The following is a 20,785-nucleotide window of genomic DNA, read 5'->3' as shown; positions in this document are numbered from 1 at the left end:
ACCTCATCCGCCGGACCCGGGGGAGATCGCCCCGGGGGCGGCCGGACGCCACGCGACGGACGGCACGTGACGGACGGAGGAGCGGCGCCGCGGATTTCACCTCTCGGTGGCGTGAACCCGCGAATGGGGGGCATGCGGAGTTCTGCTTGACGGGAGTGGGGTTCGTGAGGGGAGAGGTTTGACCATGATCCTTCCGGCGGAGAAGGAGCTGCGGGCGGTGCTGGCCCGTTTCGAGCACGCGCGGATCGAACACGACGTGCGGCCCACCGGTCACACCAGCCGGGTTCTGGAGGACGCCACGTACACCCTGTGCGTGATGACCGGTGCGCGCACCGTCGAGCAGGCCCTGGACGCGGCGGAGGCCCTGCTCGAACGGAACGCCGACCGTACGGGCGTCTCCCGCCAGGGCGAGACGCTGGCCGCTTAGCGGTTCCGGGCCGACGGGGCCGGGCCGGGCGGGGCGTCACTGTTCCGAGGGGCCTGCCCCACCTCACCGGGGTTCCGGGGTCACCCCTGCCTGACCCCGTGCGACTGCGGCCAGTGCCAGTCCGACACTTGCCCGATGTCCTGCAGATGGGGCACGGACGGCAGGTGCGGGGCCCGGCTCATGGCCCGCTGCCACATTCCCCGGGCCTGCTCTTCGGGACGCTGCTGCTCTCCGTGCAGAGCGTTCAGGATCACGACGCCGCCCGTCAGTGCCGGGATCGCCCACTGCAGGACGGCGAGCTGCCGCTGCGCCTTGTCCGTGTCGACGGGGTGCTCGGCGGCCTTCGCGCTGTCCTCCGGGTCGGTGGAGGAGGCCAGTTCGATCTTCTTCCCGAGGACCCGGCTGTACGCGGTGGCCGCCAGCGCGGCTCCGGTCAGGACGGTCTTCGCCACGGTGGAGGCGGCCACTCCCTGCTGGCTGACGACCCGAGCCGCGTTCGCCGCGAGCAGGCCACTGCTGCCCACCAGGTGGGTGCCGATCGCGGCGGCGTTCACCGGGGTCCACTTGGCCCAGCCGGCACTGGCGATCCGAGCGCCGCCGCCCGTCTGCGTGGCCCCTGCTGCCCGTGCCGCGCCGTTGAGGCCCACCGCCCCCATCAGGGCACCGCCGAACCATGCGGCCAGCCCCAGGTCGTGCATGCTGCGCAGAACGGTATTGCGTTGCGACATCTCGGTGTTTCCCTTCGGAGGACAGGTGAGGCCGGCATGCGGCGGTACCGCGTTCACTGTCACTCGGGAGGAAAGGCAGCGCACCTCGGGCGCGGTCGAGCGGACTACGCACCTCGCCCCGGACGGAGGAGGCCCTCCTGTCCGGCCAGGGCCTCTTCGCGGGTTTCGTACATGCCGAGGACGGTGTCGAGGCCGACGATCTGGAGCGTGCGTATGACGGTGGGCCCCACCGCGGCCAGGCGCAGCCAGCCGCCCGCTCGGGTGAGCGAGCGGTGGGCGGTGAGGAAGACGTTGATGCCGGCGGAGTCCATGAACGACACCTGCCGCATGTCCACGACGACGCGGACACCGGCGGTGCCGGAGGGGTCGAGGGCTTCGCGCAGGACCTCACCGGTGAGATGGTCGATCTCCCCGGCCACGCTCACCACACGGATGCCGCCCTCGGCGGAGGCCGTCACGGACAGTCGTCCCGTCGACGCGGCGAACCTGGTACCTGACACGCTGTCCTCTTCCATAGCGGGAATCCTGGCACACCGGCCCCCGGCGTCGGGAAGCCGTCCCCGCGGGCACCGGTCACGGGAGCGCCCCGGGGACACCGAGAAGATCGACCGTGGCTCTGCGGGCGTCATCCCGCGCGAACGGGGTACGCGCCCTGACGTGAGTGGGTATGTGAAGGCAGTTGCGGTGGATGCCCCGCCCGTGGGCGAAGACGGCGCCAGGCGTCAGGCGGACATGCAGGCCGCGGTGGCCCTGGGCGGCGACAGCGCGGACATCGCCCGGGCCCGCCATCTCGCGGCCGGCTTCCTCACGCGCGTTCAGGCCGAGCACGGTCTGCCCGTGTCGCAGCGCGCGCTGGATCTGACCCAGTTGGTGGTCAGCGAACTGGTGACCAACGCTTTGAAGTACGCCCCCGGCCCGATGCTGCTGGATCTGCGGATCGCCGGCGATGTGGTGGAGATCGTCGTCTGGGACTCCGACCCGGTCCTGCCGGTGGCCCGGGCCGCGGACGCCGGCCGGGTCGGACAGCACGGCCTGGAGATCGTGATGGCCGTCGCCCAGGGCTTCGAGGTGCAGCGCGAACCGGTCGGCAAGCGTGTCACCGTCCGCCTCGCTCTGGCCGACGACCCCGACGGCGCCGTCAACGGCCGGTCCCCGCTCTAGGGACCCCGGCCGGACGGCCTCACGCATCGGACGTGGGCGAGGGGGGCGGGGAGCCGGCCGATGGGCGATCATCGGGTGCGCTCCATGACAAGCTGTGCTTTCCACCGTCCGAGCCCAGGAGGTCGTCATGGCCGCAGAGTCTCCATCGCCAGAAGGTTCGGAGGCGGCCGGCACCGAGCCGGCCGACACCGAGAGCCTCGCTCTCACGCCCGACGCCGACGGTCAGTACGACCTGAAGCGCAAGTTCCGGGAGGCCTTGGCGCGCAAGCGCAGTATGCAGGCGGACGCCGCCGATCAGACCGCGAACAGTCATGCGTCGAAGGTCCGCGGAACCCATGGCCCGGCCGCCAGCCAGCGGTCGTTCCGGCGCAAGAGCGGCGGCTGAGGCACGCACGGCCGCGGGTGACACCGCACGGGACAGGGCCCGGCCGCACGGCCGGGCCCTGTCCCGTCGGGTGACGCGGCTCGGCGGAGGGCGCCACCCGGAACGAGGTGGAAGGCGAGGAAAGCGAAGGAACTGGTTCAGGGCAGGAGTTGAGAAGGAAGCCCCTTCATGGCCTCGCCGACGGCAACGCTAGCACTCAACCCGGGATCAAGTCGCGCAGATTTTCGAGTGTGATGACCTGGGAGCCCGCGGGCAGCCCTTCGGGGCGTTCGAGGCCGATGTAGGTGACCGGCTCGTCCACGACGGTCTCGCAGTTCCAGAGCTCCACGGCCGTGGCGCCGTCGGACATCAGCTCCACCAGGTAGCGCACCGTCAGGTACTCGCGCTCCACGAAGGCCCGCACCAGCTTGGACACCGACAGCTGGTTCTCCTCCACCCGGTTGGCCGAGGAGATGCCTCTCAGGTACAGGTGCAGCCACGTCGCGCGCCATCGGCCGTCGTCCCCGCGCCGGAACACCAGCGGCAGCGCCACCCGGCCCACCCCGCGCAGCTCCGACTTCATCCGCACCGTGCGCGGCTCGAACGGCCGGCCCTTCTGCGCGCCGTCGCGCACCATGAAACCGAAGAACGACTCCTCTGTCTCGTCGAATCCCTCGCCGGCGTAGATGTTGACCTGCGGAACGATGAAGGTGCTGCGCACCCGCTCCAGGGACAGGTCGATGAACTCCGAGGCCCCGTCGGGCGCCTCGGTGACATCGCCCGAGTGCCTGCCTCCGACCGCCTTGAGGGAGGTGTACGAGAGCCAGGAGTCGGTGCTGTAGTCGGTGTGCAGGAGCAGCGCGGACAGGTCGTAGTCGGTCCGCTGCGCGGCCTGCTTCCAGTACGCGAAGAAGCGCAGGTGCTCGCCGTCGACCGCCGAGGCCGAACCGCGTGGCAGCACGCCGAGTCCGGCCGCGGACGCCTTGCCGCTGAGCGGCAGCGCCACGTCGAGGACATCGGGGTCGAGCAGCAGCCGGCGCGGTGCCGGGAGCCTGCGGCGCAGCTCGGCGTCGAGGACGCCGATCAGGCGGTCCCGGTCGGCGGCGGGCACCGGCGGGCGGGTGTCGTCAGCGACCCAGCCACGGCCTCGGCGGTTGACGAAGATCCGGGGGCGGTCGCTCTCCTCCGCACGGTTGTGGAAGTGCTCGCGGACGGACAGCAGGACCCGGCCGGAGACCTCGGGCGCCACGTCCGCCGCGGCGGCCAGCACCACCTCGCGCTCCGCTTCGCCGCCGGCGATGCGCAGCAGGAGGTCCAGGGCGCGGAACAGCTTCCCGGGGGCGGACTTCAGCAGCCGCGCGGCACCGGCGATGTCGTACGCGTCGAGCAGCTGCTCGACGCGGCTGTCGAACGACCGCGCCGTCTTCTCGCCCCGGGCCACCGCGAACACGTCGGCCGCGTTCGGCCACTGCGGATACTCGTGCGGGTGGAGCCGCTCCCCGAGCCGCTTGAAGGGCTCGCGGTAGGCGTGTACGTCGGCCAGCTTGGCGGGGTTCGCCGCGATCACGGCGTCCAGGCCCGCGAGCAGCTTCCGGCGCACCGGCCGCGGGAAGCCCTTGAACCGGGTCGGCTCCCGCAGCGTCACGTCACCGCCCGAGAGCGCGCAGGCCAGGCGCAGTACGTCGACGACGGTGTCGAGCAGCGGGTCGGCGCCGACGGCGAGTCGGGCCGCGTTGACGACCGCGCGGTTCTCCCGGACCGGGATGGACTCCGGCTGGGGTCCGAGCGCGCACCGCTCGGCGAGGATCCTGAGGTCGCCCAGGTGCTCCTCGCCCAGAGGTGTCGTGCTGCCCGCCAGGGCCAGATACAGGTCGGTGAGTTCCTCGTCGAGGTCGCGTCCGAGGTGCAGGACGGTCACCCGGTCGCCCGCCGAGGCGATCAGCTCGTCCTGCGCCGCGAGCATCTCCTCGTAGGTGTGCTGGTAGCGGCCGTACGTGGGCAGGCTGAGCAGGTTCAGCACGCCGTGCCGCAGCTGCGTCAGCACGTTCCCGCGCGAGCTGTCGTCGGCGAGCGCCTTGGCCACACAGCGCATCCAGAACTCTTCGGTGTCCGGCACGTTCGCGGGGAAGTCGATGAAGTACGAGTTGTGCCGGACGTGGTCGCCGGCCATCTCGCTCACCGTGCTCAGTGTCCGTCTGGCGGTGTGGAGGACGGCGGCCTCGGACAGCCCGGACAGCCGGTCCAGCAACTCCGCCGAGAGCTTGAAGCCCACGGTCGCCAGCGTCGCGTCGAACTGCCGCGCGGCGGTGGCACCTTGTCCGGCGGAGCCTGCGGGGGAGGGGATGCGGTGGGTGTGTCGGAGGACGAGTGATTCCAGACCGTGCGGCATTCGGGGATGATCGCAGATCTGTGCGAACCGGTGCACGGGAGTTTCCTGGCTGCGGGAGCCGCCGCCGAGCCGCGCACCGGCCGGGCGTCAGGCGAAGGGCTCGTAGCAGTCGTAGGTGCGCTGGGCGACGATCCTGCCGTCCCGGAAGTCGAGGAAGGCCGCGATGTGCGCGCGCATGACGTGGCCGGCGGGCAGCTCACCGAAGCCGGCCGCGAGGGTGCCGGACCACTTGATCTCCAGGGCGACCCGGTCGCCGGCGGCCACGGCGCTGACCACGTCGTAGCGCTGAGCGGAGAGCAGGGTGCGGGCCCGGGCGGACGCGGCGAGCGTCTCCGCGCGATCGCGGTCGGCACCGGCGGGGAAGAGCGCGTTGGGCACCTGGGAGTGGGTCATCTCGGGGTGCAGGAACTCCTCGAGTTCCTGCGGCGCCGCCAGCCGGGCGACGGCACCGTGGTAGCGGAGGGCGATACGGACGTTGGGGTGGTCGTCGAACTGGGCCATGTGTCGCCCTGACCCGCAGGGGCGGGGAAGCCGTCGCCGCCGCTCGTCGCCCGCGAGCGCCTGGAGAGGCGGCTGCGCGAGCGATCCGATCCGGCGGCGTTCGACGCGGCCCGGGCCCTACTGGTCGGCCTTCTGGACGAACTCGGCGGCACGGCGGCGGTGCACCGTCGCGACATCCGGCCGCCGCGCTGATCCTCGCCGCGGGCGGGGAGGGGTGGTGAACTCGCGCGCCCTCGGCGGTCACCGAGGGGACGACGGTCCCGCCGTCCCCTCGGTGACCAGGTCCTCCCGCAGTGCCGCGCGGTACGACGCCAGCCGTTTCGTCCGCCCGATGGTCAGGGCTCCGACCAGCCGGCCGGCGCGGTGGTAGCTGATCTCCAGCCGGCGGCCCGCGAGGTCGTGCTCGACGACCCGCGTCTCGTCGGCGACGGCGGGCAGGCCCACCGAGCGGATCCTGGCGCCGTGCAGGTCCGACCAGAAGGACGGCACGGCTGCGAAGGGCTCGGATGGGTGCTGCCCGGCCAGGAGTGTGGCGGCGGCCGTGGCCGCCTGCTCGACGGCGTCGGTCCAGTGACCGAGCGCCAGGCGCCGCCCGTCGGCCAGTGGTTGCGGCACCCGTGCCACGTCGCCGGCCGCCACCACGTCGGGCACGACCGAGCCGTCGGTGCGCAGGACGCGCAGATACGGGTCGCAGTGGACGCCGCCGTCATGGGCGAGGCCGGATCCGGCCAGCCAGCTTGTCGAGGGCGTCCCGCCCAGGGCCAGCACCGCCGTGTCGGCTCGGACCGTGGTGCCGTCGGAGAGGCGGACGCCGGTGAGGCGCCCGTCGGCGCCGTTCAGGAAGCCTTCGACGGTGGTGCCGGTTCTCAGATCGATGCCGGCCTCCCGGTGGAGGGCGGTGATGTAGGCGCCCGCGATGGTGCCGACGGCGCGTCGCAGAGGCTGGGTGGCGGCTTCGACGAGTGTGGTGTCGAGTCCGCGCTCCCGGGCGGCGGCGGCGATCTCGCCGCCGAGGAATCCGGCGCCGACGACGACGAGTCGCCGACTCACGGCCAGCGCGGCCCGCAGTTCGCGCGCGTCCTCCCGGCTGCGCAGGGTGAGTACGCCGGCCGGTGGTGAGGGCTCGGTGGCGGGCCAGGCGCGGGCGGCCGAACCGGTGGCGATGACCAGGCCGTCGTAGGACAGCCGGGTGCCGTCCGCCAGGGTGACGGTCTTCGCCGCCGGGTCCAGGCGGACGGCCGCCTGTCCGAGCTGCCAGCGGGCCTCCAGCCCTCGCGGCAGGGGCAGTTCGACGTCGGGTGGGTGGCCGGGAGTGGTCAGCACCCGCTTCGACAGCGGGGGCCGGTCGTAGGGAGGGTGCGGTTCGTCGCCCACGAGGGTCAGGGCGCCGGTGTGGCCCCGCTCGCGCAGGGCCTGCGCGGTCCGCAGTCCGGCGAGCGAGGCGCCCACGACGAGTACGTGGCGGTGTCCGTCCGTCCTCACGAGGCGGCCGACGAGACGGTGATGGCGCGGACCGGGCAGACGGCCGCCGCCTTCTCGGCCTTGCCGAGCAGCGCGTCGGACGGGGTGGCTTCGTAGGTGAGGTGGTCCTCGTCGTCGAAGGAGAAGATCTCCGGTGCCGCGAAGACGCACTGTCCGTGGCTCTCGCACAGGTTCATGTCCACGGTGATCCGCATGGTCGCTCCGTTGGGGGCTCGGGGTGGTCGGTGGTGCTGCGGCGCGGCGGTCAGCCGACCGGGGGGTTGAAGCGCGAGTAGGCGGGGCCGGTCCAGCGCAGCGGGGAGGCGGCGGTGATCTCCCGTACGGCCTCGACGGAGAACTCCACCAGGCGTTGCGCGCCGGGCACTTCGGCGATCCGCTCGGCGTCCCAGACGGTGTGCGCGGTGCCGGACAGGTGGAGGGCGGTGCCCGTCTCCCAGTCGGGGAACAGGAGCCCCGCCGACGCGTTGAGCTGCAGGTTGCCCAGGGTCAGGAACATGGCGTTGCCGACGTAGTCGGGCCAGCGCAGCAGGGTGGGGGAGAGGACCCGGACGAAGCCGGGGTTGCCACCGCGGTGGGAGGCGTCCGCGTCACCCCGGTCGGAGGCGGTGGCGACGAAGAACGTGTCGGCCGCGCGCACCGCCCGTTGCTGGGCGGGGCTGAGGGCGGTGCCGTCCGTGACGGTGCGCTCCGCGGCCGCGCCCTCGTGCGGCCCGGCCCGGTGGTGGTCGCGCTTCTGCAGGTACTTGGGGCAGTTGGCGATGACCTGGTCGAGATCGACGCGCAGGCCGTCGCCCTCCCGTCGGGCCTGCCCGTTGACGCGCATCCGGCGCCGGGTGGCGGGCTCGATGGCGATCATTCCGGCCCGGACGGGCGACGGCCCGGTGAGGACCTCGGCCAGCGGGTCCTGCGGCAGGGGCAGGGCGTCGACGAGGAGGGTGCGGGGATCGGGCACCCGCAGGAACCCGGCCCGGCCTGTCAGCTGGGTGGCCCAGAGGCGGCCGTCGCGGTCGGCGGCGCCGAGCACGATCATCGGCTGCTCGGCGAGGAAGTCCCGCGCGACGGGCGGGATGCTCTCGCCGATACCGCCGAGCGCGATTCCCGCCTGCCGGGCGAGGCCCGCGCGCTCCTGCACCGCGATCTCGCCGCTGTGATAGGTGGCCACGGCATGTCCTTTCCGGGCGTACTGGCCTGGCGGTCGTCGGGCGGTCCGCCGGGATGCCGGGCCCGGGGTGGGGGCGGCCCGGCGGACCGAGGGCTTTCGTCCTAGAAGAAGCCGCAGGTGGGGGCGCCGGGGGTCGGGGCGTCAGCCGGGTCGGCGCCGGTGGGCGCGTAGATCTCCAGGCGGATGCCGTCGGGGTCGGTGAAGTAGAGGCCGCCCGACGTGCCGTTCTCGCCGTGCGGGACGACACCGTCGTGGGCGAACTCCGCGCCCAGGCCGCGCAGCACCTCTTCGGTGGCCTTGACCTCCTCGACCGTGTCGACCTGGAAGGACAGGTGGTGCAGCCCCGGGCGGTCGGCGGGGAAGGAGCCCGTGCTCTGCTGCCACAGCGTCACGAGCAGCCGGTCGTCGCGTCCGAGGAACGCCCAGCGCCGGTCGTCCTCCTTGCCCTCGGCCAGCACGTCGAAGTCGAAGACGGCGCGGTAGAAGGCGAGGGAGCGTTCGAGGTCGGTGACGTTCAGTCCGACGTGCCCGGTCTGCAGGGACTTCGCCTTGGCCATGGTGCATCACATGCCTTCACTCATCGTCACGAGCTGGTCTCGCAACCACTGAAATCGACTTTAGGGGTTAGAAAGAGAAGCGTCAACCGCTGATCAGGCGATGACCGGTTATGCTGGTCCATAGAGACCGCCGGGACCGCGGAGACCGCCGGGACCGCAGAGGAAGGACGTCGCACCGTGCCGCCAAACGCGGGGGCCGACCCTCGCCCCTTGACCGACGAGCCCCTGTGCATCGACCTGCTCAACACCCGCTGGATCGACGCCGCCGGCCGTCATGACCTGCTGGACTCGCTCGACGGGCTGGCGACCTGGCTCGCCGGGCCCCTGGTCGCCCGGGCCCTCGGCGACGCGGCGGTCCCCGTGGACCACGCCACCCTGGAACGGCTGCTTCAGGCGCGCACCGCCCTGGACAGGGCGATCGCGAACCCGCGGCACCCGGACGCCACCGCCGTCGACGCCCTCAACGCCGTCCTCGCCCACGGACACCGCGGGCACCGGCTGACCCCCGACGGTCCGGACACCTTCGTCGAGGTGGAGGCACCCTCCTGGCTGCCCGCCTGGCGGGCGGCCGAGGACTACCTGCGGCTCCTCGCCGACCGGCCGGAACGCATCCGCTCGTGCACCAACTCCGAGTGCATCCTGCACTTCTACGACGTGTCCAAGAACGGCACGCGCCGTTGGTGCTCGATGGCCGGCTGCGGAAACCGGGCGAAGGCGCAACGCCACTACGCGCGCCAGAAGAAGGCCTGACCGTCCGGGCCTGACTGTCCGGGCCTGACTGTCCGGACCTGACCGTCCGGGTCGGCCTTCTCCGGCCGCGCTCCGCTGCGGCTGCGCCACAGGCCCGGCCGGGGCGGCGGTACGAGGGGCCGAGGGCGGCCGTGCGGGCGATCAGGGGCGGCGGTGCGAGGGAAGGGCCGGCCGGCGACCCCGCTGTCGTCAGGAACTCGACCCGGCGCGTCGCGCTTCTTCGCCCTGGTGGGAGCGGGGAGTTCGGGCCGGCAGCAGTTGGACGCAGTCCTCGCGCAGCGGCGTGAGGATGGCTTCGGTGAGGTCTTCGAGCTGTTCGGCCTCTCGGGGGTCGAGGCGGGCGAAGACATGCCGGTGCACTTCGCGGGCGTATCCCGGTTCGGTGCGCCGCACCATCTGCGCCCCGGCCTCGGTCAGGCGTGCCAAGGTCCGGCGGGCGTCGTGCGGGTCGCTGCTGCGAGTGATCCACTGCCGCTTCTCCAGCCTGCCCACGATGCGGGACAGGTGGGAGGGGGTGACGCTGGCCGTGGCGGCCAGCCGGCTCATGTGGACCTCGCGGTCCTCGCTGAGCGACAGCCAGCGCAGGACCTGGTACTCGGCGTGGCTGATCCCGGCTGTGCGTTCGAGGTAGGCGTCCAGCTCGGCCGGTAGCCACATCATCACTCCGACCAGCAGGGACCAGGTGCGGTCCTGCTGGGGCGTGAGGTGCTCGGGGTCTGCCATGGGGGCCATCCTACCGTTGCTTGCCACGGAAAGTATCTCCGCGTACGGTTACTTTCCGCGGCAAGGAAATGCCGCGCTCACCCGATCCCAGGAGATCCCCATGCAGGCTGCGCGCTACCACCGCTACGGCGACCCGGACGTCCTGGTCGTCGAAGACGCCCCCGAACCCCACGCCGGACCGGGCTCGATACGCATCAAGGTGCTGGCCACCAGCGTCAATCCCATCGACTACCTGCTGCGCGCCGGTCACCTGCGGGACGTGCTGCCGGTGGAACTGCCGGCGGTGCCCGGCCGTGACGCGGTCGGGATCGTGGACGAAGTGGGGCCTGCCGTCGAGGGCACTCACGTGGGCGACCTGGTCTTCGGCCTGGGCGGAATCAGCGACACCACCGCCCAGTACGCGGTGCTGAGCGCATGGAGCACCGTTCCCCCCGGCTGGTCGACGGAGCAGGCCGCCGCCGCCGGGCTCGCCTCGGCCACCGCGGGCGCTGTCATCGCCGCCCTCGGTGACCTCGGCGGACGGACCCTGCTCGTCGAGGGGGCCTCCGGCGCGGTCGGCAGCGCGGTCGCCGCCTTCGCCAAGGCGGCGGGAGCGACGGTGATCGGCACCGCCCGCCAGGCCCACCACGCCCATCTCGCCGGTCTCGGCGTCCAGGCGACCACCTACGGCCCCGGTCTGGGCGAACGAGTCGCGGCCCTGGCCCCGGCCGGTGTCGACGCGGCCGTCCACGCCGCACCGTCGGCCTCGCTGCCCGACCTCCTGGACATCGTCGGCGACCCCGGCCGCGTCATCACGGTCATCGACACCGAGGGCGCCGCACGACTGGGGCTGCGCAAGGTCGACGCCCGCAACGACTCCACCCTCCTGCGGCAGGCCGCCGACCTCGGCCGCCGAGGGCTGTACACCCCCCGCGTCGAGCACGTGCTGCCGCTGGCCTCCGTCGCCGAAGCCCACACGCTCGCCCAGAGCGGCAGCGGCAAGGTCGTCGTCACGCTGCCCTGAGTACCACGGCTCCCCGTGCACGGCCCGGCCGGGCAGGGGCGGCGTCAGGCCGCGGCCGGAACGACGATGACCTTGCCGTGCACCGCACCCTGGGCGGCCCGGGCGTGCAGAGCGGCCAGCTCGGCCAGCGGCACCCGCTCGGCGACGGCCACGCGCAGCTCCCCGCCGTCCACCAGCGCCACCAGCTTCGCCAGTTGCTCGGCGTCGCTGCGGACGAACAGGTCGATGCCGCGCACACCGCGTTCCTCGTCGGCCGGTGCGGGCATCCACACCGTCGTGTTGACCAGGGCGCCGCCCGGGCGGATCAGCGTGACGAGCGCGGCCAGTTCGGACGGGTCGACCGGTGCGAGATTGAGCACGAGGTCGACCGGTTCGGTCACCGCCGCGGTCACGCTGGTGGCGGTGTGGTCGATGACCTCGTCCGCACCGGCGGACGTGACCGCCTCGCCGCTGCGCGGGCCGGCCGTGGCGATCACGTGGGCACCGGCCCTCTTGGCCAGTTGCACGGCGTAGCCGCCCACCGCGCCGCCGGCGCCGTTGATCAGCACGCGTTGCCCGGCCGTCAGCCGGCCGTGGTCGAACAGCGCCTGGTACGCGGTGAGGCCCACGACCGGCAGCGCGGCGGCGTCGGCCAGCGGGATGCTCCCGGGGGCCGGCGTCAGGATGTCCGCCGGCGCGAGGACGTACTCCGCGGCGGCGCCGTTCCCGTTCATCGGCAGGAAGCCGATGACGTCGTCGCCGACCGCGATGCCGTCCACGCCCTCGCCCAGCGCGTCGACCGTGCCGGCGACGTCGAGACCAGGGGTGTGGGGCAGCTCCACCGGTATGGGGCCGCGCATGAAGCCGCCGCGGATGTTGCCGTCCACCGAGTTGAACGATGTCGCGGCGACCCGGATCCGGACCTGGCCGGCACCGGGGACGGGCTGCTCCACGTCCTCGTGGCGCAGGACGTCGGGGTCGCCGTACTCGTGGAAACGCACTGCCTTCATGTCGGTACTCGCCTTCACGGGGATCCAAGATGCTTCGAGTTCGAAGCAACTGATGTCGACCGTACTCTTACTTCGAATTCGAAGCAAGGGCTCAGGGGGGTGAGGGAGGGATGTACGTCACGCTCTTCGAATTCGAAGCAGTAGAATCCCGGTCATGTCCGACTCGCCGCCGTCGCTCGATCCCGTGCAGCTCGGTGCCTACTTCGACCTCATCGAAGTGACCAGCCTGCTCCGGCACGCGGTCGAGCAGCAGCTGCGCGACAGCGGCGGTCTCAGTTACGTGCAGTTCCAGCTGCTGGCCCGCCTGGGGGACTCGCCGACGGGCAGTCACCGCATGACCGACCTGGCCGACGGCGTGGTCTACAGCCGCAGCGGTCTGACGTACCAGGTGGGTCTGCTCGAGAAGGAGGGCCTGGTCGTCCGTGCTCCGTCGCCGGACGACGAGCGGAGCATCACCGTCACCATCACCGATACCGGACGTGAGCTGCTGGCCCGGGTGCTGCCGGGCCACGTGGAGGTGGTGAGGGGCCTCCTGTTCGAGCCGCTGTCGCGCGACGACGTCCGGGCTCTCGCCGGTCTGCTGGCGCCGGTGCGCGAGCACATGCGGTCGGCTCCGCCGCGTTCGGCCGCGTCCCGGCGCCGCAAGGGCGAAGGATAGGGACGCGCGTCGGGGGTGAGTCGGCCCGGCCGGCACGCTCCCGTACCCACAGGGTCTGCCGTGCGAGACGCGCGGCAGACCCGCAGGTGATTCCCGTGTCACCGCACCGGCGCTGTCACCGCACCGGCGCTGTCACCGCACCGGCGCTGTCACCGCACCGGCGTTGCCGCGGCGCCGGCTCGCAGACCGCCCCGGCAGCGGGTCTGCGTCGCCTCAGCCGAGCATGGCCGGGATCCCCGAGTGGCCGAAGAAGCCGGGGAGTCCTCCGGTGTGGACCAGGACCGTCGTCTCGCCGGGGCGGATCTCTCCGTCACGGACGGCCGCACGCAGTCCGGCGAGGGCCCGGCCCGTGTAGACGGGGTCGAGCACCACGCCCTCGCACCGGGCGGCCAGTGACAGTGCGTCGGCTGTCTCCGGGGTCAGCGTCCCGTAGCCCGCGCCGATCTGGTCGGTCCGCACCCGGAGGTCTCCGGCCGCGAGGGGCCCCTCGGCCAGCGCGGACGCGTACGCGTGGACGGCCTGCTGCGCCTCGGGCCGGGCGCCGGTGTCCACGCCGAGGACACGCCGGGCTCCGGCGGCGGCGACCAGCCCGGCCATCGTGCCGCCCGAGCCGAGGGCCACGACGATGTGCCGGACGCCCGAACTCTGCTCGAGCAGCTCCCGGCCGGCCTCCAGGTAGCCGCGCGCGCCGAGGACGCTGGAGCCGCCGAAGGGGATGAGGGCGGGGGCCGCGCCCGCACCGCGCAGCTCCACGACGGTCTCGTCGGCCAGTGCGCGGAGTCCGTCGGCGTCCACGTCACCGGCCCAGACCGGGCGGGCGCCGAGGAGGCTGTCGAGCAGGAGGTTGCCGGACGCGGTGGCCGGCGGATCGCCCGCGAGGACGAGTACCACGTCCAGGCCGAGACGGGCCCCGGCCGCGGCGGTCAGGCGGGCGTGATTGCTCTGGGCGGCACCCGTGGTGACCAGGGTGTCCGCGCCCTCGGCGAGTGCCCCCGCCACGGTCCACTCCAGCTTGCGGATCTTGTTGCCGCCTCCGGCGAGCCCGGTGAGGTCGTCGCGCTTGATCCACAGGTCGTCGGCGCGGAGCCCCAGCGCCTGGGCGAGCCGGGGAGCCGGCTCCAGAGGAGTGGGCCAGGTGCCCAGGCGCAGCCGGGAGAAGGGCAGCTCATGCGGGTGGGCGGGGTCACCGGCCGTTGCCGGGGGCGTACGCGGTTCCATGCTGTCTCCTCTGGCATCGGTGTGTGCCGGTGCACCGCAAGACAGTACCGCTGGACAATAAATGCGATTTGGTCGGTTTTCTCCTGTTTCTCGGTGGTGACTCGTACGCAAAGGCCAACGAGTAAGGGACGCAGGAACATGATCACTCGCGAGCAGATACCGACTGTGCTGGAACACCCTGTCTACGACACGGACGGCAACAAGATCGGAGAGGCACGGCACGTCTTCTTCGACGACGTCACCGGTGAGCCGGAATGGGTCAGTGTCAGCACCGGCCTGTTCGGCACCAACGAGTCTTTCGTACCCATCCACGACGCCACCCTCGTCGAGGACCACCTGGAGGTGCCCTACGACAAGAACCGGGTCAAGGACGCCCCCAACGTCGACGTCGATGCCGGCGGCCACCTGTCCGAACAGGAGGAGCACCGCCTGTACGAGCACTACGGCATCGACTGGGACGCGGCCTGGCAGCGGGCGAACCGGCCCGGCGAAGCCGGCTGGGCCCACAGCGGCACCGAGGACACGACCGGGACGTCCCGCACCATGGACACCGACATGGACACCGGCATGGGCACCGACGACGCCATGACGCGCTCGGAGGAGCGCATGCACGTCGGCACCGAGCGGCGTGAGGTCGGACGGGCGCGGCTGCGCAAGTACGTCGTCACCGAAGAGGTGCAGCAGACCGTTCCGGTGCGCCGGGAGGAAGTGCGCGTCGAACGTGAACCGATCACGGACGACAACATGGACGCCGCCATGTCCGGCCCCGAGATCACCGAGGCCGAGCACGAGGTGACCCTGCACGAGGAGCGCCCCGTGACCGAGACCGAGACGGTGCCGGTGGAACGGGTGCGGATGACGACCGACGAGCACACGGACGAGGAGACCGTGCGCGGTCAGGTCCGCAAGGAGCGCATCGAGACCGAAGGCGCCGAGGAACCCCGCGACCGCTGAGGACGACGGCCCCAGCGCCGCAGGACGGCCTCCTCGCCTGTACGCGTCGGCCCGCTCGGCTCCACCCGAGCGGGCCGGCGAGGTGTGTCCGGAGACCTCACCCGCCCTCCCACGCGCACTCTTCCGTCCCGCACCGCCGCCGCGACGCACCCGCGCCACCGCGCACACCAGCGGGGTTGCGGCGCGTGCGTCCGCCGGACGGCCCCTCCTGCCCTAACCGTTCGAGAAACGGTGACCTGATCTGGCCTTTTCGGGGTACTCGCGTGCCCACCACGTCCACCGGTCAAGGAACGGCCGGTCGGCGTGGACCTGCAACGAAAGAGAAGTTGGGAGGTGATCGTCGTGTCGACCATGCAGCAACCCCCTGCCGGCCCCGGCCGCGGGAGCGCTCACCACAGCGACGAGCCGGTGAGCGAACTGGTGCAGCGGGCATCGCAGCAGCTGACGGAGCTGGTGCGCGGCGAACTGCGGCTGGCGCAGGCGGAGATGAAGGAGAAGGGCAAGCGCTACGGCAAGGGCGGCGGGCTGTTCGGCGGCGCCGGAGTGCTCGGCTTCCTGACGCTGGAGGCGCTGGTCGTCACCGCGATCGCCGCGCTGGCGGTGCCGCTGCCGGTGTGGGCCGCCGCTCTGATCGTCACCGCGGTGCTGGGCGTGATCACCGCGGTCATGGCCATCAGCGGCAAGAAGCAGGTCCAGCAGGGCGCACCGCCCACGCCCGAGAAGACGATCGACAGTGTGAAGGCCGACGTGGCCGAGATCAAGGAGAGTGCACAGCGATGACCCAGCCGCCCCACGACGAGCAGACCGCCTCCAGCCCCGAGCAGCTGCGCGAGCAGATCGAGGGCACCCGCCAGGAACTCGGGCGGACGGTCGAGGCGCTCGCGGCCAAGACCGACGTCAAGGCCCGTGCCCAGGACAAGGCAGCCGAGGTCAAGCAGCAGGCCGCGACCAAGGCCGGGGAGTTGAAGGAGCAGGCCGCGACCAAGGCCGGGGAGCTGAAGGAGCAGGCCACCGTCAAGGCCGGGGAGCTGAAGGCCAAGGCGGCCGAGAGCGCGTCCCGCGTGCAGGACAAGCTTCCCGAGCCGGTGAAGGACAAGGCCGCTCTGGCCGCGGAGCAGGCCCGGGCCAAGGCCGCCCAGGCCTCTCACCTGCTCCAGGAGAAGGCGCCCGAGCCGGTGCGGAACAAGGCGGCTCAGGGTGCCCAATTGGCGCGGGACAACCGCACCCTGCTGCTGACGGCCGCCGCGGGCGCCGTCCTGGTGTGGCTGGCAGCGCGCCGCGCGAAGAAGTGAGCCGAAGCGGGGCCTGAAAGGAACGGCTGGTGCCCGGTCCGCGGAACGCGGACCGGGCACCAGCCCGTTTCGGAGGGTCCTGCCGCAACCGGCCTCCCCGGCCGGATGCCGTCCCCGCTGCCGCCACCCGTCCTGCCGTCACGGCAGTGACGTGTCAGCGGCGTCCGCCGTCGCCTCCCCGCAGAGGTGCTACCGGTGGCAGTGGCGTGGGTGCCGGTTCCGTCTCGGGTGGGGCGCGGAACGCCTCGATCACGTAGGCGGCGAAGCGCCGGGAGGCCGCGACCCGGAGGGCGTGCGGAGTGTCCTGGAGGCCCCGGTGGGCCATCAGCATGAGCACCAGGTCGTCGACGACGAAGCCGGGGCGCAGGTGGCCGGACTGCCGGGCGCGGCGGGCCAGTTCACCCACCGCGCGCAGCGTCTGCTCCCGGTCCGCGGCGAAGTCCATGGCCTCGGGGAAGGCTGTCATGAAGGCGTCGGCGAATCCCCGGCTGTGGGCGTGGAGTTCGCAGATCTGCTCGATCAGGCCGCGGAATCCGTGCCACGGGTCCGGGTGCGCGAGGGCGTCGCGGACGGCGGCGTGGCAGGCCCGCCGCTGTTCGGCGAAGGTCTCCACGATCAGTGACTGCTTGGTCGGGAAGTGCCGGTACAGCGTGGCGGGGCCGACCCGCGCCTGCCGGGCGACCTCGCGCATGGGTGCGGCCAGACCCTGCTCACCGAACACCGCACGGGCGGCGTCCAGGATGCGGGCCCGGTTGTCGCGGGCGTCGGAGCGCACTGTCCGAGGCAATCGGCTGGTCATCGTCTCTCACTTCAACCAAGCGGACGGGGGCGTCCGTTACGTTCTCATGGCGGTGCCGACGGCCCGGCCACGCGCCTCCCCGCTGCCACCCCGGCCGTCGGGGCGGCCCGGCAGCCGAAGCGCGGCACGTGCGAACCATCCTTTCACCGACCTGAGGAGCAGAGATGAAAGCCGTCGTGATCAGGAAGTTCGGCGACCCCGCGGGGCTGGAGGTCGTCGACGTGCCTGCGCCCGTTCCCGCACCGGGGCAGGTCAAGGTCACCACGGAGGCGATCGGGGTGGGCGGGGTGGATGCCGTCATCCGCCGGGGAACGCTCGCCGCCTACGGTTTTCAGGAGGGACACGTCCTCGGCAGCGAGGTCGCGGGGCGGGTCACCGAGGTAGGGGAGGGCGTGGACCCGTCGTGGACCGGGCGGCGGGTCTGGGCGTTCACCGGCCTGTCCGGTGGCTACGCCGAACAGGCCGTCGCCGCGGTCGGGGACGTGCTGCCGCTGCCCGACGACCTGACCGCGGCCGATGCGGTGACCCTCGGCGGCTCCGGGGTGGTCGCCCACTTCGCCCTGGAACGGGCCCACTTCGCGCCCGGTGAGACGGTGCTGGTGCGCGGTGCGGCGGGCGGCATCGGCATCACGGCGGTGCAACTCGCAGCCCGGCGCGGGGCAAGCGCGGTGGCGGTCACGACGTCGTCGGCGCGGCGCGGCAGCCGCCTGCTCGACCTGGGCGCGACCCATGTCCTGGACCGCTCCGGCGTCGCCGGCGCCGTGACGGAGGGCCCGGACGCACCGACCGGCTTCGACGTGGTGATCGATGTCGTAGGCGGCACCGGGCTTCCCCTCTTCCTCGACCGGCTGAACGCCAACGGGCGGTACATGGCCGTCGGAGTGGTCGGCGGCCACATACCGGCGGACTTCGGCACGCGGCTCATCGCCGCCTTCCGCCGCTCGTTGACCTTCGCCACCTTCAGCGCCGACACCGTGCCCGCCCCCGAGCAGCAGGCCGTGCGGTCGTCCCAGTTCGCCGCGGCCGCACGCGGCGCCCTCCGCGCCGTCGTGCACGACGAGTTGCCCCTGGACCGGGCGGCGCAGGCGCACCACTCGATGGACGCGGGCGAGGTGTTCGGCAGAGTGGTGCTGGCACCCTGACCCGACTGCGGGGCCTTCCGGCACAGGAACCGGGGCGACCCGTGACGCGCCTGGTATTACTGGTGCATGCAGGAAGAGACCGCGCGTTCCGCGATCGACATGTTCATCTCCGCCTTCAACGCCTCGGACGACAGCCGTGTGACGGCACTGCTCTCCCAGGCGCTGACGTCGGACGTGGTCTTCTGGGGGCCGTTGGGCCGCAGCGAAGGGGTCGAGGCGGTCGAGCGGTTCGTGCTGGACATCCGGCACCACCCGGCGGGCGCCGGCACCATGGTGCGCTGCTCGGCGGTGGACATGCCGGACGAGTGGGCCCGCTACCAGTGGGTCTTCACCCTGCCGGACGGAGGTCCCCGCCTGGCGGGAACGGACGTGGTCCACCTCCGGCGGAATCTCATCGACCAGATCATCGTCTTCGCGGGAGAGATCGAGCCCGCCCCGTCCAGCGGCCCCGGCACCCCGGACACCGCCGACGCCGGCTGAAACGCGACACGGGTTGTCAGTGGCCGGTGGCGGTTTCACCGAATCCCCGTCCCTCCGCTGCCCATAGCCCCGCTCTCCGTGCGGGGCGTCCCCTTCTGCGCCCACCCGGACAGGCCGACGTGTTCGAGCTGTCCTCGTGCCCCCACGATCACGAACCCCCTGCCGAGCCCGCCACCGCCCTGCTCCGGCGGTCCGCCGCGGCCGTCGGCGCGTAGGTCGGCGGTCGGCCACCGCGCGGCCGCATCGGCCCGTACCCCCGTTCTGCGCGATCTGCGACGCCCGCGGGGTCCCACCTGCTGACCGTCGGGCGCAGCAGCCCTGGCAGCGTGCCGCCACCGTGACTCCCACTCCGACGCCGCCATAGACGATCCGAGCAATAATCGATTATCCGTGTTAGTGTCGATGTACTCGAACGGAGTCAGCGTCTGAGAGGACGATCGTGATGAGCCTGAACAACCCCTTCGCCCGCCTCCCCGAGGTGCCGGCGTTCAGCGTCACCAGTGCCGACGTCTCCGACGGCGGGGCGTGGAAGTCCGAGCAGATGTCCGGGATCGCCGGCGTTCCCGGCGGGAAGGACCTGTCTCCGCAGTTGTCCTGGAGCGGCGCCCCGGAGGGCACCAGGAGCTACGCCGTGACGGTGTACGACGCGGACGCCCCGACCGGCTCGGGCTTCTGGCACTGGGCCGTGGCGGACATCCCCGCCGCCGTCACCGAGCTGCCCGAGGGCGCCGGTGACGACACGGGCTCCGGCCTGCCCGCGGGAGCCTTCCAACTGCCCAACGACGCCCGCGCGGCCCGCTACATCGGTGCCGCGCCGCCCGCCGGCCACGGCGTGCACCGCTACTTCGTCGTCGTGCACGCCCTGGACACCGAACACATCGACGTCCCGCGCGACGCGACCCCGGCCTACCTGGGCTTCACCATGGCCGGTCACATCCTCGGCCGCGCCGTCCTGACCGCCACGGCCGAGACCGCGGCCTGACACCCTTCGACGACAGGAGCGCACTGTGACCGAGTCCGAGCAGAGCACCGACGCGCCGGTCCCGCCCGGCCGCCCCCCTGCCGAGGGCGGGGACCGTCTCAACTGGTTCATCACCGGCGCCACTTCGGGCATCGGCCTGGCTCTGACCCATGCGGCGGCCCGGCGCGGTGACAACGTGGTGGCCCTGGCCCGCCGCACCGAGACCCTCGCACCTCTCGTCGAGGCCCATGGGGCACGGGTGCTGCCTGTGGCGGCCGACGTGCGCAGCCCCGAGCAGCTGCGTGCCGCGGTGGCGGCCGCCACCGGTGCCTTCGGCCGGATCGACGTGGTCGCCAACAACGCCGGATACGGCCTGTTCGGCGCGGTCGAGGAGAGCACGGACGCCCAGGCGCGCGGCGTCTTCGACACCAACGTCTTCGGTGTCCTCAACGTCCTGCGCGCCGTCCTGCCCGTGCTGCGCGCCCAGGGCGGCGGCCATATCCTGCAGGGCTCGTCCTTCTACGGGCAGACCGCCCACCCCGGCGTCGGTCTGCTCGCCGCCACCAAGTACGCCGTGGAAGGACTCACCGACGCCCTCGTCGGCGAACTCGCCCCCCTGGGCATCAAGGTGACCCTCGTCGAACCGGGCCCCACCGCCACGGCCTTCCTGTCCGCACTCGACGTCGCCGGCACCCTGCCCGACTACGACTCCACCGTCCGCGCCGTGCAGAAGGACATCGGCGAGCTGCCGGCCGCGGCGTTCAACGCACCCGACCGGGTCGCCACCGCCATCCTCGCCGCGGTCGACGCCGAGCAGCCGCCGCTGCGCCTGGCCACCGGCACCACCGCCGTGACCCGGATACGGGCCGCCCTGCACGCCCGCCTGGCCGAACTCGACGCGTGGGAGGCCGTCAGCGCCGCCGTCGACACCCCCACGTCCCTCCCCGAGTCCACCGCACACGCCGCTCGGACATGAGTGAGGCGGGCTCCCGGGCCGACCCGACCGACGCGAGGATAATCGATTATCCGTCGGACTGTTTATGCT

General features: G+C 72.5%; 25 protein-coding genes. 13 read left to right on the top strand and 12 right to left on the bottom strand.

Features of this window, described 5'->3' with window-relative positions; genetic code table 11:
• Positions 1–184 precede the first annotated feature (184 nt).
• Complete coding sequence (locus tag ACIGAN_RS04565; protein WP_399854809.1) at positions 185–427, top strand: DUF5133 domain-containing protein; 243 nt, start codon at positions 185–187, stop codon at positions 425–427.
• Between the two features lie 80 nt (positions 428–507).
• On the opposite strand, the gene ACIGAN_RS04560 is transcribed toward ACIGAN_RS04565, so the two are convergent.
• Both ACIGAN_RS04560 and ACIGAN_RS04555 read right to left on the bottom strand, forming a co-directional pair.
• Positions 508–1,155, bottom strand: coding sequence for a hypothetical protein (locus tag ACIGAN_RS04560; RefSeq protein ID WP_399854808.1), 648 nt, complete (start codon positions 1,153–1,155; stop codon positions 508–510).
• Between the two features lie 104 nt (positions 1,156–1,259).
• On the bottom strand, positions 1,260–1,655 hold the full coding sequence (locus ACIGAN_RS04555) for an STAS domain-containing protein (RefSeq protein WP_399854806.1): 396 nt from the start codon (positions 1,653–1,655) through the stop codon (positions 1,260–1,262).
• Positions 1,656–1,887: 232 nt separating this feature from the next.
• On the opposite strand from ACIGAN_RS04555, the gene ACIGAN_RS04550 reads away from it, so the two are divergent.
• Positions 1,888–2,316, top strand: a complete 429-nt coding sequence (locus tag ACIGAN_RS04550) for an ATP-binding protein (RefSeq protein WP_399855332.1) — start codon at positions 1,888–1,890, stop codon at positions 2,314–2,316.
• Between the two features lie 127 nt (positions 2,317–2,443).
• Complete coding sequence (locus ACIGAN_RS04545) at positions 2,444–2,701, top strand: DUF5302 domain-containing protein (RefSeq protein WP_399854804.1); 258 nt, start codon at positions 2,444–2,446, stop codon at positions 2,699–2,701.
• Positions 2,702–2,897: 196 nt separating this feature from the next.
• On the opposite strand, the gene ACIGAN_RS04540 is transcribed toward ACIGAN_RS04545, so the two are convergent.
• From ACIGAN_RS04540 to ACIGAN_RS04515, 6 genes are all read right to left on the bottom strand, one after another.
• Positions 2,898–5,069: a hypothetical protein gene (locus tag ACIGAN_RS04540; protein ID WP_399854803.1), complete on the bottom strand. Its 2,172-nt coding sequence runs from the start codon at positions 5,067–5,069 to the stop codon at positions 2,898–2,900.
• Between the two features lie 87 nt (positions 5,070–5,156).
• Positions 5,157–5,570, bottom strand: a complete 414-nt coding sequence (locus ACIGAN_RS04535; protein ID WP_399854801.1) for a nuclear transport factor 2 family protein — start codon at positions 5,568–5,570, stop codon at positions 5,157–5,159.
• A gap of 240 nt (positions 5,571–5,810) precedes the next feature.
• Positions 5,811–7,052, bottom strand: a complete 1,242-nt coding sequence (locus ACIGAN_RS04530; protein ID WP_399854800.1) for an NAD(P)/FAD-dependent oxidoreductase — start codon at positions 7,050–7,052, stop codon at positions 5,811–5,813.
• On the bottom strand, positions 7,049–7,246 hold the full coding sequence (locus ACIGAN_RS04525; protein WP_399854798.1) for a ferredoxin: 198 nt from the start codon (positions 7,244–7,246) through the stop codon (positions 7,049–7,051). The genes ACIGAN_RS04530 and ACIGAN_RS04525 overlap by 4 nt, the downstream gene beginning before the upstream one ends.
• Before the next feature lie 50 nt (positions 7,247–7,296).
• Positions 7,297–8,214 (bottom strand): pyridoxamine 5'-phosphate oxidase family protein, encoded by a 918-nt coding sequence (locus tag ACIGAN_RS04520; RefSeq protein WP_399854797.1) that lies wholly within the window; start codon positions 8,212–8,214, stop codon positions 7,297–7,299.
• Positions 8,215–8,315: 101 nt separating this feature from the next.
• Positions 8,316–8,771, bottom strand: coding sequence for a VOC family protein (locus tag ACIGAN_RS04515; RefSeq protein WP_365099160.1), 456 nt, complete (start codon positions 8,769–8,771; stop codon positions 8,316–8,318).
• Positions 8,772–8,948: 177 nt separating this feature from the next.
• Between ACIGAN_RS04515 and ACIGAN_RS04510 the strand changes: the two genes are divergently transcribed.
• On the top strand, positions 8,949–9,521 hold the full coding sequence (locus ACIGAN_RS04510) for a CGNR zinc finger domain-containing protein (protein ID WP_399854795.1): 573 nt from the start codon (positions 8,949–8,951) through the stop codon (positions 9,519–9,521).
• 189 nt (positions 9,522–9,710) lie between these two features.
• Here the strand turns inward: ACIGAN_RS04510 and ACIGAN_RS04505 are convergent, their stop codons facing one another.
• Positions 9,711–10,244 (bottom strand): MarR family winged helix-turn-helix transcriptional regulator, encoded by a 534-nt coding sequence (locus ACIGAN_RS04505; RefSeq protein WP_399854794.1) that lies wholly within the window; start codon positions 10,242–10,244, stop codon positions 9,711–9,713.
• 100 nt (positions 10,245–10,344) lie between these two features.
• On the opposite strand from ACIGAN_RS04505, the gene ACIGAN_RS04500 reads away from it, so the two are divergent.
• Positions 10,345–11,247 (top strand): NADP-dependent oxidoreductase, encoded by a 903-nt coding sequence (locus tag ACIGAN_RS04500; RefSeq protein ID WP_399854792.1) that lies wholly within the window; start codon positions 10,345–10,347, stop codon positions 11,245–11,247.
• 44 nt (positions 11,248–11,291) lie between these two features.
• Here ACIGAN_RS04500 and ACIGAN_RS04495 read toward each other — a convergent pair whose 3' ends face one another.
• Positions 11,292–12,236: an NADP-dependent oxidoreductase gene (locus tag ACIGAN_RS04495; protein WP_399854790.1), complete on the bottom strand. Its 945-nt coding sequence runs from the start codon at positions 12,234–12,236 to the stop codon at positions 11,292–11,294.
• 154 nt (positions 12,237–12,390) lie between these two features.
• On the opposite strand from ACIGAN_RS04495, the gene ACIGAN_RS04490 reads away from it, so the two are divergent.
• The gene (locus ACIGAN_RS04490) at positions 12,391–12,894 is read left to right on the top strand and encodes a MarR family winged helix-turn-helix transcriptional regulator (protein WP_365099165.1); all 504 of its coding nucleotides are present in this window, start codon (positions 12,391–12,393) and stop codon (positions 12,892–12,894) included.
• Between the two features lie 213 nt (positions 12,895–13,107).
• Here the strand turns inward: ACIGAN_RS04490 and ACIGAN_RS04485 are convergent, their stop codons facing one another.
• Positions 13,108–14,112, bottom strand: a complete 1,005-nt coding sequence (locus ACIGAN_RS04485) for a D-cysteine desulfhydrase family protein (RefSeq protein ID WP_399854789.1) — start codon at positions 14,110–14,112, stop codon at positions 13,108–13,110.
• Between the two features lie 138 nt (positions 14,113–14,250).
• On the opposite strand from ACIGAN_RS04485, the gene ACIGAN_RS04480 reads away from it, so the two are divergent.
• The 3 genes from ACIGAN_RS04480 to ACIGAN_RS04470 all read left to right on the top strand — a co-directional run bounded on the left by ACIGAN_RS04480 (position 14,251) and on the right by ACIGAN_RS04470 (position 16,358).
• Entirely contained in the window at positions 14,251–15,066 is an 816-nt protein-coding gene (locus ACIGAN_RS04480; protein ID WP_365092340.1) for a PRC and DUF2382 domain-containing protein, read from the top strand.
• Positions 15,067–15,417: 351 nt separating this feature from the next.
• Entirely contained in the window at positions 15,418–15,846 is a 429-nt protein-coding gene (locus tag ACIGAN_RS04475; RefSeq protein ID WP_365743190.1) for a phage holin family protein, read from the top strand.
• Positions 15,843–16,358, top strand: a complete 516-nt coding sequence (locus tag ACIGAN_RS04470; RefSeq protein WP_399854788.1) for a DUF3618 domain-containing protein — start codon at positions 15,843–15,845, stop codon at positions 16,356–16,358. Before ACIGAN_RS04475 ends, ACIGAN_RS04470 begins: the two co-directional genes overlap by 4 nt.
• A gap of 154 nt (positions 16,359–16,512) precedes the next feature.
• Here ACIGAN_RS04470 and ACIGAN_RS04465 read toward each other — a convergent pair whose 3' ends face one another.
• Positions 16,513–17,157 (bottom strand): TetR/AcrR family transcriptional regulator, encoded by a 645-nt coding sequence (locus ACIGAN_RS04465; RefSeq protein WP_399854787.1) that lies wholly within the window; start codon positions 17,155–17,157, stop codon positions 16,513–16,515.
• A 164-nt stretch (positions 17,158–17,321) separates the two neighbouring features.
• Here ACIGAN_RS04465 and ACIGAN_RS04460 point away from each other — a divergent pair, with 164 nt between their 5' ends.
• The 4 genes from ACIGAN_RS04460 (at position 17,322) to ACIGAN_RS04445 (ending at position 20,716) form a co-directional block, all read left to right on the top strand.
• On the top strand, positions 17,322–18,299 hold the full coding sequence (locus tag ACIGAN_RS04460) for a zinc-binding dehydrogenase (protein ID WP_399854785.1): 978 nt from the start codon (positions 17,322–17,324) through the stop codon (positions 18,297–18,299).
• Positions 18,300–18,365: 66 nt separating this feature from the next.
• Positions 18,366–18,779 carry a nuclear transport factor 2 family protein gene (locus tag ACIGAN_RS04455; RefSeq protein ID WP_365743105.1) on the top strand — a complete coding sequence of 138 codons (414 nt, stop codon included), beginning with the start codon at positions 18,366–18,368 and terminating at the stop codon, positions 18,777–18,779.
• A 442-nt stretch (positions 18,780–19,221) separates the two neighbouring features.
• Positions 19,222–19,761, top strand: coding sequence for a YbhB/YbcL family Raf kinase inhibitor-like protein (locus ACIGAN_RS04450; RefSeq protein ID WP_365743103.1), 540 nt, complete (start codon positions 19,222–19,224; stop codon positions 19,759–19,761).
• A gap of 25 nt (positions 19,762–19,786) precedes the next feature.
• Positions 19,787–20,716 (top strand): SDR family NAD(P)-dependent oxidoreductase, encoded by a 930-nt coding sequence (locus tag ACIGAN_RS04445; protein ID WP_399854784.1) that lies wholly within the window; start codon positions 19,787–19,789, stop codon positions 20,714–20,716.
• Positions 20,717–20,785: the final 69 nt, after the last annotated feature.

Source organism: Streptomyces sp. NPDC085931 (assembly GCF_044540565.1).
Taxonomy (GTDB): domain Bacteria; phylum Actinomycetota; class Actinomycetes; order Streptomycetales; family Streptomycetaceae; genus Streptomyces.
Note: the sequence above shows the minus strand (reverse complement) of the source record. Positions and strands in the feature narration are given on the sequence as shown.

Excerpts from the sequence above, each read along its gene's own strand:
- ACIGAN_RS04465 (WP_399854787.1), bottom strand. The coding sequence starts at position 17,157 with ATGACCAGCCGATTGCCTCGGACAGTGCGCTCCGACGCCCGCGACAAC.
- ACIGAN_RS04455 (WP_365743105.1), top strand. The coding sequence starts at position 18,366 with ATGCAGGAAGAGACCGCGCGTTCCGCGATCGACATGTTCATCTCCGCC.
- ACIGAN_RS04460 (WP_399854785.1), top strand. The coding sequence starts at position 17,322 with ATGAAAGCCGTCGTGATCAGGAAGTTCGGCGACCCCGCGGGGCTGGAG.
- ACIGAN_RS04560 (WP_399854808.1), bottom strand. The coding sequence starts at position 1,155 with ATGTCGCAACGCAATACCGTTCTGCGCAGCATGCACGACCTGGGGCTG.
- ACIGAN_RS04490 (WP_365099165.1), top strand. The coding sequence starts at position 12,391 with ATGTCCGACTCGCCGCCGTCGCTCGATCCCGTGCAGCTCGGTGCCTAC.
- ACIGAN_RS04535 (WP_399854801.1), bottom strand. The coding sequence starts at position 5,570 with ATGGCCCAGTTCGACGACCACCCCAACGTCCGTATCGCCCTCCGCTAC.
- ACIGAN_RS04540 (WP_399854803.1), bottom strand. The coding sequence starts at position 5,069 with ATGCCGCACGGTCTGGAATCACTCGTCCTCCGACACACCCACCGCATC.
- ACIGAN_RS04495 (WP_399854790.1), bottom strand. The coding sequence starts at position 12,236 with ATGAAGGCAGTGCGTTTCCACGAGTACGGCGACCCCGACGTCCTGCGC.
- ACIGAN_RS04470 (WP_399854788.1), top strand. The coding sequence starts at position 15,843 with ATGACCCAGCCGCCCCACGACGAGCAGACCGCCTCCAGCCCCGAGCAG.
- ACIGAN_RS04565 (WP_399854809.1), top strand. The coding sequence starts at position 185 with ATGATCCTTCCGGCGGAGAAGGAGCTGCGGGCGGTGCTGGCCCGTTTC.
- ACIGAN_RS04550 (WP_399855332.1), top strand. The coding sequence starts at position 1,888 with ATGCAGGCCGCGGTGGCCCTGGGCGGCGACAGCGCGGACATCGCCCGG.
- ACIGAN_RS04480 (WP_365092340.1), top strand. The coding sequence starts at position 14,251 with ATGATCACTCGCGAGCAGATACCGACTGTGCTGGAACACCCTGTCTAC.
- ACIGAN_RS04525 (WP_399854798.1), bottom strand. The coding sequence starts at position 7,246 with ATGCGGATCACCGTGGACATGAACCTGTGCGAGAGCCACGGACAGTGC.
- ACIGAN_RS04485 (WP_399854789.1), bottom strand. The coding sequence starts at position 14,112 with ATGGAACCGCGTACGCCCCCGGCAACGGCCGGTGACCCCGCCCACCCG.
- ACIGAN_RS04515 (WP_365099160.1), bottom strand. The coding sequence starts at position 8,771 with ATGGCCAAGGCGAAGTCCCTGCAGACCGGGCACGTCGGACTGAACGTC.
- ACIGAN_RS04475 (WP_365743190.1), top strand. The coding sequence starts at position 15,418 with ATGCAGCAACCCCCTGCCGGCCCCGGCCGCGGGAGCGCTCACCACAGC.
- ACIGAN_RS04500 (WP_399854792.1), top strand. The coding sequence starts at position 10,345 with ATGCAGGCTGCGCGCTACCACCGCTACGGCGACCCGGACGTCCTGGTC.
- ACIGAN_RS04505 (WP_399854794.1), bottom strand. The coding sequence starts at position 10,244 with ATGGCAGACCCCGAGCACCTCACGCCCCAGCAGGACCGCACCTGGTCC.
- ACIGAN_RS04450 (WP_365743103.1), top strand. The coding sequence starts at position 19,222 with ATGAGCCTGAACAACCCCTTCGCCCGCCTCCCCGAGGTGCCGGCGTTC.
- ACIGAN_RS04545 (WP_399854804.1), top strand. The coding sequence starts at position 2,444 with ATGGCCGCAGAGTCTCCATCGCCAGAAGGTTCGGAGGCGGCCGGCACC.